General features: G+C 72.3%; 9 protein-coding genes and 1 pseudogene. 3 read left to right on the top strand and 7 right to left on the bottom strand.

Going from position 1 to position 10,231, the window contains the following annotated elements; translation table 11 throughout:
• A pseudogene (locus ACPT94_RS06555) lies at nt 1-99 on the bottom strand (deoxyribose-phosphate aldolase); the annotation flags it as partial.
• 135 nt (nt 100-234) lie between these two features.
• Between ACPT94_RS06555 and ACPT94_RS06550 the strand changes: the two are divergent.
• Nucleotides 235-981: a PH domain-containing protein gene (locus ACPT94_RS06550; RefSeq protein ID WP_360334763.1), complete on the top strand. Its 747-nt coding sequence runs from the start codon at nt 235-237 to the stop codon at nt 979-981.
• Between the two features lie 220 nt (nt 982-1,201).
• Here ACPT94_RS06550 and ACPT94_RS06545 read toward each other — a convergent pair whose 3' ends face one another.
• The 4 genes from ACPT94_RS06545 to ACPT94_RS06530 all read right to left on the bottom strand — a co-directional run bounded on the left by ACPT94_RS06545 (nt 1,202) and on the right by ACPT94_RS06530 (nt 4,844).
• Complete coding sequence (locus ACPT94_RS06545; RefSeq protein WP_425245323.1) at nt 1,202-2,842, bottom strand: phospho-sugar mutase; 1,641 nt, start codon at nt 2,840-2,842, stop codon at nt 1,202-1,204.
• Between the two features lie 304 nt (nt 2,843-3,146).
• Nucleotides 3,147-3,971, bottom strand: coding sequence for a purine-nucleoside phosphorylase (locus ACPT94_RS06540; protein WP_360334757.1), 825 nt, complete (start codon nt 3,969-3,971; stop codon nt 3,147-3,149).
• 102 nt (nt 3,972-4,073) lie between these two features.
• On the bottom strand, nt 4,074-4,355 hold the full coding sequence (locus tag ACPT94_RS06535; protein ID WP_360334754.1) for a type II toxin-antitoxin system RelE family toxin: 282 nt from the start codon (nt 4,353-4,355) through the stop codon (nt 4,074-4,076).
• A gap of 51 nt (nt 4,356-4,406) precedes the next feature.
• Nucleotides 4,407-4,844, bottom strand: a complete 438-nt coding sequence (locus ACPT94_RS06530; RefSeq protein WP_425245322.1) for a gamma-glutamylcyclotransferase family protein — start codon at nt 4,842-4,844, stop codon at nt 4,407-4,409.
• A gap of 118 nt (nt 4,845-4,962) precedes the next feature.
• On the opposite strand from ACPT94_RS06530, the gene ACPT94_RS06525 reads away from it, so the two are divergent.
• Nucleotides 4,963-6,411 (top strand): NAD(P)H-quinone dehydrogenase, encoded by a 1,449-nt coding sequence (locus tag ACPT94_RS06525; protein WP_360334748.1) that lies wholly within the window; start codon nt 4,963-4,965, stop codon nt 6,409-6,411.
• Nucleotides 6,412-6,763: 352 nt separating this feature from the next.
• The gene (locus tag ACPT94_RS06520; protein WP_360350162.1) at nt 6,764-7,729 is read left to right on the top strand and encodes a DeoR/GlpR family DNA-binding transcription regulator; all 966 of its coding nucleotides are present in this window, start codon (nt 6,764-6,766) and stop codon (nt 7,727-7,729) included.
• A 176-nt stretch (nt 7,730-7,905) separates the two neighbouring features.
• Here the strand turns inward: ACPT94_RS06520 and ACPT94_RS06515 are convergent, their stop codons facing one another.
• Nucleotides 7,906-8,082, bottom strand: coding sequence for a hypothetical protein (locus ACPT94_RS06515; protein WP_360350165.1), 177 nt, complete (start codon nt 8,080-8,082; stop codon nt 7,906-7,908).
• 169 nt (nt 8,083-8,251) lie between these two features.
• A complete protein-coding gene (locus tag ACPT94_RS06510; protein ID WP_360350168.1) occupies nt 8,252-10,024 on the bottom strand; it encodes an acetyl/propionyl/methylcrotonyl-CoA carboxylase subunit alpha in 1,773 nt (590 codons plus the stop codon).
• Nucleotides 10,025-10,231 lie beyond the last annotated feature (207 nt).

Here is a 10,231-nt window from a genome sequence, read left to right as displayed (position 1 = left end):
GTCGACGCCGGGCAGCCCGTGGAGGAAGCGGCGCAGCGTGCTGTCGGACGTGGTGACGTCCGCGAGGGCGTGGGCCGCGGTGGGTGCATTGGTGGGCATGGTCACCAGACGAGCATATCTACGCGCGTAGCGGCTGTACACCCCGACGGCTGCCCTTCGACAGGAGCGGGGACGGATCCCCCACGGGGACGGGCGGGTCGGCCCGGCGTCGCGGGCTGCGGCAGAATCGGGACCATGACGAGCCCGGAAGACCAGTCACCAGCACCGCAGCCCCCGGCCCCCGAGTCCAAGGACCGCATCTACCGGTCGCCCGCGGGCATGGCCGGCGGCGTGCTGCTGCTCGCGCTCGTCGGCTGGCTCGGCATCGACGCGATCGTCGCGGGGGACGGGCGCACGCCCTGGCTCGCGCTCGCGACGCTGATCCTGCTGGTGCCGCTGATCGTCGCGTTCACGCTGCGGCCGGCCGTGTTCGCGGGACAGGACCGGCTGCGGGTGCGCAATCCCTTCCGGGTGATCGTGCTGCCCTGGGGGCAGGTCGCCTCGCTGCGGTCCGGCTACACCAACGACGCCGTCGCCACCTCGGGGAAGAAGTACCAGCTGTGGTCGATCCCCGTCTCGCTGCGGGCGCGCAAGAAGGCGGTCCGGCAGGAGACCCGGATCGAGGCGGAGCGGGCCGCCGAGCGGCAGGGGGGCAGTGGCCGGGGAGCCAGGGGACGCGGTGGCCGGGGGGCCGGGGGACTCGGCGGGTTCGGCGGCCTCGGAGGCTTCGGGAGCCCTGGTTCCGCCTCGGGCGCCGCGCTCCCGGAGGGGCCGGTGCGGGCCGAGAGCGACAAGATCATGCATGAGCTGCGAGAGCTGTGGGAGGTGCGGCAGAAGGAGGAGAGCGCGCAGGGAGAGGTGACCGTGCGGTGGGCGTGGGAGATCGTGGGGCCGGCGGTCGCGGGAGCTGTGGTGCTGGGGATCTTGCTGGCTGTGGGGTGAGGTGGGGGCGCCGGGACCCGGAGCTGCGGGGGCGGCGGGCTTGTGCCGGACGCCGGGGCCGCCGGAGGAATGTGTCCGGGGCTGGGTGGGCTGCGGTTCCGGGAGCCGTACATACCTGAGCTGCCCACAGGCCGCAGACCCACCGAACGCCCGCCGTCCCGCGCGATCACCCGGTGGGGGTGCCACCCGCCGTCGGCCGGAGGCACCCCTCGCGTACGCCTCAGATACCGGCGGCCGCCGCCAGGTCCCGCTTGACGGCCGCGAGCAGCTCGGCCGCCCTCGCCCGGGCCGCCGGGAGACCGTCGTGCGAGGCGACCGGCACGACGACTTCCAGGTAGCACTTCAGCTTCGGCTCCGTACCGCTGGGCCGGACGATGACGCGCGCGCCGTCGAGGGTGTAGCGCAGGCCGTCCGTGGGCGGGAGCTGGTCGGTGCCCCGGGTCAGGTCCTCGGCGCGGGTGATGGCGAGACCGGCGAGCTCGGTCGGCGGCTGTTCGCGCAGCCGTCGCATGGCGGCGGCGATGACGGAGAGGTCCTCCACCCGCACCGAGAGCTGGTCGGTGGCGTGCAGGCCGTGCTCGACGGCGAGATCGTCGAGCAGGTCGAGCAGGGTGCGGCCCTGCTCCCTCTGCTGGGAGGCGAGCTCGGTGATCAGCAGGGCGGCCGTGATGCCGTCCTTGTCGCGCACGCCCTCGGGGTCGACGCAGTAGCCGAGCGCCTCCTCGTAGCCGTAGCGCAGGCCGTCGACGCGGGCGATCCACTTGAAGCCGGTGAGGGTCTCCTCGTAGGGCAGCCCGGCCTTCTCGGCGATACGGCCGAGGAGGGAGGAGGAGACGATCGACTCGGCGAAGGTGCCGCGCGCCCCGCGCTGGACGAGATGGGCCGCGAGCAGCGCGCCGACCTCGTCACCGCGCAGCATCCGCCATTCCCCGCCGTCCTTGACGGCCACGGCACAGCGGTCGGCGTCCGGGTCGTTGGCGATGACCAGGTCGGGGTCGGTCGCACGGGCCTTCGCGAAGGCGAGGTCCATGGCGCCGGGCTCTTCCGGGTTCGGGAAGGCGACGGTCGGGAAGTCCGGGTCGGGTTCCGCCTGCTCGGCGACGAGCGCGGGCTCCGGGAACCCGGCACGGGCGAACGCGGCGAGCAGGACGTCCTTGCCGACGCCGTGCATCGCCGTGTAGACGGTGCGGGCGGTGCGCGGGGAGCCCTCCGCCAGTACGGCGTCGGTGCGGGCGAGGTAGGCCTCGAGGACGGACTCGTCCAGGAGCTCCCAGCCGGTGGTGGGCCGCGGGACGTCGTCGAGGGACCGTACGGCCGCGATCTCGGCGGCGATCTCCGCGTCCGCCGGCGGGACGATCTGCGAGCCGTCGCCCAGGTACACCTTGTAGCCGTTGTCCCGGGGCGGGTTGTGGCTGGCGGTGACCTCGACGCCGGCGACCGCGCCCAGGTGCCTGATGGCGTACGCCAGGACGGGGGTCGGCAGCGGGCGGGGCAGCACGGCCGCGCGCAGGCCCGCGCCCGTCATCACGGAGGCCGTGTCCTGGGCGAACTCCGCGGACTTGTGGCGGGCGTCGTACCCGATGACGACCAGGCCGTCCTGCCCGCCCTTCGCCTTGAGGTACGCGGCCAGGCCGGCGGCGGCGCGGATCACGACGGCACGGTTCATGCGCATCGGGCCGGCGCCGAGCTCGCCCCGGAGGCCGGCGGTGCCGAACTGCAGGGTGCCGGAGAAGCGGGCGGCGAGTTCGGCGCGGTCGCCGGCGTCGAGGAGCTTCGCGAGTTCCTCGCGGGTGTCCGGGTCGGGGTCCTCGGCCAGCCAGGACTGGGCGCGGACGAGGAGATCGTCGAGATCGTGGTGCACGGTCGGTCAACCTCTCGTGAGTGTGGTGAGTTTCCTCGCCCCCGCCGCCCCTACCCTTCCCGCCCCCGGGGGCTGCACCCCCGGACCCCCGCTTCGGCCCTGGACGGGCCTCGTTCTCAAGAAAACGCGTTCTCAAGAAAACGCCGGACAGGCTCGATCGCCCGGCCGGCGCTCGAAAGCCGATGCCGGACGGGGTGGTCCGGGGTGGTTGGTTGTGGTGCTTCCTGACCGACCGAGTCGGGTGGTGGGCGCAGGCGGGGGCCAGGGGGCGGAGCCCCCTGGCGGGGTCGTGGGGGCAGAGGCCCTACAGGCGGCCCAGCACCTGCGCCAGCAGGGACCCCATCCGCGTCGCGCTGTCCCGCCCCGCCTGGAGGACCTCTTCGTGGTTCAGCGGCTCACCGGTCATGCCGGCGGCGAGGTTGGTGACGAGGGAGATGCCCAGCACCTCCGCACCGGCCTCCCGTGCGGCGATCGCCTCGAGGACGGTCGACATCCCCACCAGGTCGGCACCGATCACCCGGGCCATCCGGATCTCCGCCGGGGTCTCGTAGTGCGGGCCGGGGAACTGCGCGTACACCCCCTCCTCCAGCGTGGCGTCGATCTCCTTGCACAGCGTCCGCAGCCGCGGCGAGTACAGATCGGTGAGGTCGACGAAGTTCGCGCCGACGATCGGCGAGGTCGCCGTGAGGTTGATGTGGTCGCTGATCAGGACCGGCTGCCCGGGCCGCATGCCCTCACGCAGACCCCCGCAGCCGTTGGTCAGCACGATCGTCTTGCTGCCGGCCGCCACCGCCGTACGGACGCCGTGCGCGACGGCGGCCACACCACGGCCCTCGTAGTAGTGCGTGCGGCCCAGGAAGACCAGCGCGCGCTTCTCGCCGATCTTGTACGAGCGGATCTTGCCGCCGTGCCCCTCGACCGCCGGCGGCGGGAAACCGGGCAGCTCGGTGACCTGGAACTCGGCGTCGGGCGCGCCCAGTGCGTCCACGGCCGGGGCCCAGCCCGAGCCCATCACGAGGGCGACGTCGTGGGTCTCGGCGCCCGTCAGTTCGCGCAGTCGCGCGGCGGCGGCGTCGGCGGCGGCGTACGGGTCGCCCTGGATGTCGTCCGGGAGAAGAGATGCGTTCACGCCGATGAGGGTAGCCGGTCTCTGCCTACGCGCGTAGATGCCGGAGCCCACGGGATGGCGATCGTTGTCTTGTCGTTTCCAACCAGGGGCGGAGGCCGGGCGTCACTCGCCCGTGACGAAGATGTCCTTGTCGTTGAAGACTTCGATGATGAAGATCAGCAGTCGGCCCACGCTGACCGTGTACTCGATGAGGATGTTCTGCGTCAGCCGGATGGTCCGGTCGTCCCCGGTGGAGCTTATCGGCCGGGACAGGTCCGGGAAGGGGTCGGCGGCCAGCATCGTGATGCCCTTGTCGAAGGCGGCGCGCTGCTGCTCGTCGAGTCGGTCCCGTGCCGCTGCCGCCTGCTCGGTGTAGTAGACCGTGTACGCGGTCCTGCCGGTCATCGCGCCCTCCCGTCCGTGTGTCGGTCCCGACCAAGTCTAGGTCGGGTGCCTTCAGCAGGGACGCTTCCGTAGCTCCATCACGTAATCGTGTGGTGCTCCGGCCGACTCCGCCGCGTCCGCGACCTCTCCGAGGTACCGGGCCGACGGCAGGCCGCCCTCGTAGCTGTTCAGGACGTACACCCAGGCGGCCGTCTCGCCGTCCAGGGTGTGCACCCGTACCCGGAGCCGGCGGTAGATGCCGAGGCCGACGCCCTCCCAGCGGTCCAGCGAGTCCTCGTCCATCGGCGCGAGGTCGTACAGCGCGACGAAGACCTGGGAGAGGGGGTCCTCCACGAGCGTCGCCAGGGCGCCCTCCCAGCCCATGTGCTCGCCGCCGAAGGTGAGCCGCCAGCCGTTCAGCCAGCCCGTCGCGCGCAACGGCGAGTGCGGGGCGCGGCGGGTCATCAGCCGCGCGTCGAGGTTGCCGGCGTACGCGGCGTAGAGCGACATGCGACGAGGGTACGGCAGCTCGAACGGACGTCACTTGCGTCGTCCGGCGTCGCTGCGGCACCTGGCGGTACCGCCGCCCGGCCCCCCGAGGCAGTCGTACGTTGAAGCGTGCGGGACAATGGGGTACGTGACTCGGATCGTGATCATCGGTGGCGGACCCGGCGGCTACGAAGCGGCGCTGGTGGCCGCGCAGCTCGGCGCGGAGGTGACCGTCGTCGACTGCGACGGTCTGGGCGGGGCGTCGGTGCTGACCGACTGCGTGCCGTCGAAGACCCTGATCGCCACGGCAGAGGTGATGACCACCTTCGACTCCTCCTACGAGGAGCTGGGGATCATCGTCGCCGACGACACCCCGCCGCTGGAGCAGGCCGCCCGGGTGGTCGGCGTGGACCTCGACAAGGTCAACCGACGGGTGAAGCGGCTCGCGCTCGCCCAGTCGCACGACATCACCGCCTCCGTCACCCGCGCGGGCGCCCGTGTCCTGCGCGGCCGGGGCCGGCTGGAGGGCATGCAGGCCCTCGACGGCTCCCGCAAGGTCGTGGTCACCGCCGCCGACGGCACCGAGGAGACCCTCGTCGCCGACGCCGTCCTCCTCGCCACCGGCGGTCACCCCCGCGAGCTGCCCGACGCCCAGCCCGACGGCGAGCGCATCCTCAACTGGACCCAGGTCTACGACCTCCGTGAGCTGCCCGAGGAGCTCATCGTGGTCGGGTCGGGTGTGACGGGCGCCGAGTTCGCCGGCGCCTACCAGGCCCTCGGCTCCAAGGTCACCCTCGTGTCGTCCCGTGACCGCGTGCTGCCGGGCGAGGACCCGGACGCCGCCGCCGTCCTCGAGGACGTCTTCCGGCGTCGCGGTATGAACGTCATGGCCCGCTCGCGCGCCCAGTCCGCCAAGCGCGTCGGCGACCGCGTCGAGGTCACCCTCGCCGACGGCCGTGTCATCACCGGCTCGCACTGCCTGATGGCCGTGGGCGCCGTCCCGAACAGCGCGGGCCTCGGCCTGGAGGAGGCGGGCGTCCGGGTCCGCGAGTCCGGGCACATCTGGACCGACAAGGTCTCCCGGACGACGGCCCCCGGCGTGTACGCGGCCGGTGACGTGACCGGTGTCTTCGCCCTCGCCTCCGTCGCCGCCATGCAGGGCCGTATCGCCATGTACCACTTCCTCGGCGACGCGGTGGCCCCGCTCAACCTCAAGACCGTCTCCTCCAACGTCTTCACCGACCCCGAGATCGCCACCGTCGGCTACACCCAGGCCGACGTGGACGCGGGCAAGATCGACGCGCGGGTGGTCAAGCTGCCCCTCCTGCGCAACCCGCGCGCGAAGATGCAGGGCATCCGCGACGGCTTCGTCAAGATCTTCTGCCGGCCGGGCACCGGGATCGTCGTCGGCGGTGTAGTCGTCGCGCCGCGCGCCTCGGAACTGATCCACCCCATCTCGATCGCCGTCGACAACAATCTGACGGTCGAACAGATCGCGAACGCCTTCACCGTGTACCCGTCCCTTTCGGGCTCGATCGCCGAGGTGGCACGGCAGTTGCACACGAGGAAGTCGGGCGGCGAGCTCTAGGGCCGGTTGCGAAAGTGGCGTCGTCGCCCGAAGGGCGGCCGCGCGGCGTCCGGTGCGTGCTCTCGGCGTGCCGCCCGGAAGCCCTCGTACTGGGCGTACTCGGGCTTTCGGGCGGTGCGGCGAGAGTGCGTGCCGGGCGTCGGGCGGCAGGCGCCACTTTCGCAACAGGCCCTAGCCCTCTCGGGCGGCCGGCGGCAACTTCCCGCTGGTCACGGGGAGTTGTGGCCCGTGCGGGTGGCATAGGCGCCGGAACTAGGCTCCTATACCACCTCGCGCCCCACTGTGCGAACAACTTCTGCTATTCGGCGCAAAGAGCTGAAAGCAGACGGTCGCCCGCGTTACTGTCAGTTTCGTGTTCGCTGCAGAACGTCGCCAATTGATCCTCGAAATGGTGCGAGCGAACGGGGCCGTGTCGCTCCGTGAGCTCGCCCGCGTCGTCCAGACCTCCGAAGTGACCGTACGGCGGGACGTGCGCGCACTGGAGGCAGAAGGACTCCTCGACCGCCGGCACGGCGGTGCGGTACTGCCGGGCGGTTTCACGCGGGAGTCCGGCTTTCCGCAGAAGTCCCATCTCGCGACCGCCGAGAAGACCGCCATCGCCGACCTCGCCGCCAACTTCGTGGAAGAGGGCGAGGCCATCGTGGTCGGGGCGGGTACCACCACCCAGGAGCTGGCCCGCCGGCTCGCCCGGGTGCCCGGCCTCACGGTCGTCACCAACTCCCTGTTGGTCGCCCAGGCGCTGGCCCACGCCAACCGGGTGGAGGTCGTGATGACCGGCGGCACCCTCAGAGGCTCCAACTACGCCCTCGTCGGCAGCGGAGCCGAACAGTCCCTCCAGGGCCTGCGCGTCTCCCGGGCCTTCCTCTCCGGAAGCGGACTGACCGCCGAACGCGGCCTGTCCACGTCCAACATGCTCTCCGCATCGGTCGACCGGGCCCTCGTGCAGGCCGCCGCCGAGGTCGTCGTCCTCGCCGACCACACCAAGCTCGGCACCGACACGATGTTCCAGACCGTCCCGACCGACGTCATCACCCGCCTGGTCACGGACGAGCCGCCCGCCCACGACGACCGCGCCCAGACCGAGCTGCAGGCCCTGGCGGACCAGGGGGTGCAGATCGCCGTGGCCGGGGCGCAGGGAAACCCGGGGGGTGAAGCGGTCCCGGCGCGCCGCCAGCAGCAGCGCCGGGACGTGCCTCTCCCGGCCCCCCGCCGCGGCCAGGTCCCGGGCGCCTCGGCAGGCCTGCGCGCCGCCACGGTCCTCGGCGAACAGCCCCCGGGCGGGGAGCGGGCCCGGGTGGCCGACCTCCGCCGCCGCTGAGCCCGCCGCCGGCACCCCGTACCGGTGCGACGGCGACCCCGAGCGACCAACCTGCGCCCTGTGGCCGACGTGCTGGTGAGGACCGTACGCAGGCCTCATGCGGTGGGCGCGCGGGCCGTACCGTCGCCCCAGGGGCGGCGAAGCCGTCCGACGGGACGCCCGGGGACGCCACGGAGTCAGCGGGGCGGACGTGCGGCGGGTGAGTCCGTCGCCGTCATGGCGCGCTCCTCGAAGCCGGGCCCCTGGAAGCCGGGCCCTTGGGGGACAGCCGCCCTCGGCACCGGGCGGCCGCCGATCACCGCGACCCCGCCCGTCGACGTGGCCGGGTTCGTCTCCGGCCCGTAGCCCGGCATCCCCCGATCTCCTTCGCCCTGCCTGCCACCACCGGATGCGACCCCGCGGGTCTGGTGATCACCCGGCACGCTTCCGGCCGGCCGCGCGCCGCGCACAACGGGCGAGGCGCCCGGCGGGCCGTTGCTCCAGCCCGCCGAGCGCCTCGACGCCGTATTCGATCCCGGTGTGTCAGTCCTTGATCTCGCAGATCGCCGCGCCGGACGTGATCGACGCGCCCACCTCCGCGGACAGGCCCTTGATCGTGCCGGAGCGGTGCGCGTTCAGCGGCTGCTCCATCTTCATGGCCTCCAGGACGACGATCAGGTCGCCCTCCTGGACCTCCTGGCCCTCCTCGACGGCGACCTTGACGATCGTGCCCTGCATCGGGGAGGCGAGGGTGTCGCCCGAGGCGACGGGGCCGGACTTCTTCGCCGCGCGGCGCTTGGGCTTGGCGCCCGCCGCGAGGCCGGTGCGGGCCAGCGACATGCCGAGGGAGGACGGCAGGGAGACCTCGAGACGCTTGCCGCCGACCTCGACGACGACCGTCTCGCGGCCGGGCTCCTCGTCCGTCTCCGCGTCGGCGGGGGCGGTGAAGGGCTTGATCTCGTTGACGAACTCGGTCTCGATCCAGCGGGTGTGGACCGTGAACGGGTCGGTGGAGCCGGTCAGCTCGGGGGCGAACGCCGGGTCGGTGACGACCGCGCGGTGGAACGGGATCGCCGTGGCCATGCCCTCGACCTGGAACTCGGCCAGGGCCCGAGAGGCCCGCTGCAGGGCCTCCTTACGGGTGCGGCCGGTGACGATCAGCTTCGCCAGCAGGGAGTCCCAGGCCGGACCGATGACCGAGCCCGACTCCACACCCGCGTCTAGGCGCACGCCCGGGCCGGACGGCGCGTCGAACGTGGTGACCGTGCCGGGGGCGGGGAGGAAGTTGCGGCCCGGGTCCTCGCCGTTGATGCGGAACTCGAAGGAGTGGCCGCGCAGCGGCGGGTCGTCGTAGCCGAGTTCCTCGCCGTCGGCGATGCGGAACATCTCGCGCACCAGGTCGATGCCGGCGACCTCCTCGGTGACCGGGTGCTCGACCTGGAGACGGGTGTTGACCTCGAGGAACGAGATCGTGCCGTCGTTGCCGACGAGGAACTCCACCGTGCCGGCGCCGACGTAGCCGGCCTCCTTCAGGATGGCCTTGGAGGAGGAGTACAGCTCCGCGACCTGCTCGTCGGACAGGAACGGCGCCGGGGCCTCCTCGACCAGCTTCTGGTGGCGGCGCTGCAGCGAGCAGTCACGGGTGGAGACGACCACCACGTTGCCGTGGCTGTCGGCCAGGCACTGGGTCTCCACGTGCCGCGGCTTGTCCAGGTAGCGCTCGACGAAGCACTCGCCCCGGCCGAAGGCGGCGACGGCCTCGCGCACCGCGGAGTCGTACAGCTCGGGGACCTCTTCGAGGGTGCGGGCCACCTTCAGACCGCGCCCGCCGCCACCGAAGGCGGCCTTGATCGCGATCGGCAGGCCGTGCTCCTTGGCGAAGGCCACGACCTCCTCGGCGCCGGACACCGGGTCGGGCGTACCGGCCACCAGGGGCGCGCCCGCGCGCTGGGCGATGTGGCGGGCCGCCACCTTGTCGCCGAGGTCGCGGATGGCCTGCGGGGGCGGGCCGATCCAGATCAGGCCCGCGTCCAGCACCGCCTGGGCGAATTCGGCGTTCTCCGAGAGGAAGCCGTAGCCGGGGTGGATGGCGTCCGCGCCCGACTCACGCGCGGCGTTCAGCACCTTCTCGATGTCGAGATAGCTGGTGCCCGGCGTGTCACCGCCCAGGGCGAACGCCTCATCCGCGGCGCGGACATGCAGAGCGTCCCGATCCGGGTCTGCGTACACGGCAACGCTCGCGATACCGGCATCCCGGCATGCCCGGGCCACGCGGACTGCGATTTCGCCACGGTTGGCGATGAGCACCTTGCGCACGATTGAGGCTCCCTCCTTGAAACAAGCCGAGTTTAGGGACTGCCGACACGGCACTTCGACCCGTCCCCAAAGGTGAGCTTGCCCACACGGAGCGTGATGCGAGGCTCACTCGACCGCGAAATCCCTTGTAGTACCGCCGTACGCAGCACTCCTCCCGGAAACCCTAGCCCTCCACTGTGGTCAAGGTCTCTGTGAAGGCGTGCTGCG

The organism is Streptomyces aurantiaciflavus (assembly GCF_049808595.1).
In the GTDB taxonomy this organism is placed as follows: Bacteria; Actinomycetota; Actinomycetes; order Streptomycetales; family Streptomycetaceae; genus Streptomyces.
The sequence above is the reverse complement of the archived record's forward strand: the minus strand, read 5'-3'. Positions and strand labels throughout refer to the sequence as shown.